This window comes from Caballeronia sp. GAFFF1, assembly GCF_023630705.1.
Classification (GTDB): domain Bacteria; phylum Pseudomonadota; class Gammaproteobacteria; order Burkholderiales; family Burkholderiaceae; genus Caballeronia.
In genome coordinates, this window is record NZ_JALQEM010000010.1 from 1 (window position 1) to 242 (window position 242).

1 pseudogene is annotated in these 242 nt (G+C 71.1%); it reads left to right on the forward strand.

The features are described from left to right. Positions 1-242, forward strand: a pseudogene (locus tag NCR37_RS04905) (nitrogen regulation protein NR(I)); the annotation flags it as partial.

Here is a 242-nt window from a genome sequence, read left to right on the forward strand (position 1 = left end):
GGCTCACGGTGATGGCGCCCGCGCAGGTGATCGAGCAGAAGGATCTGCCGCCCGATCTCACGTCGCGTCAGGAGGTGAGCGCCGAGAGTCTCGCCGTATCGACGGATGGCGCGGTCGCGCCGGTTCCCAATGCCGTGAACGGCGCCGGATCCGCGCCGATCGCGGCGGCGCCGGCGGGCGTCGCGGCGAGCGTGTGGGAGAACGGCTTGCGCACGGAAGTCGCGCGACTGTTGCGCGAGAAT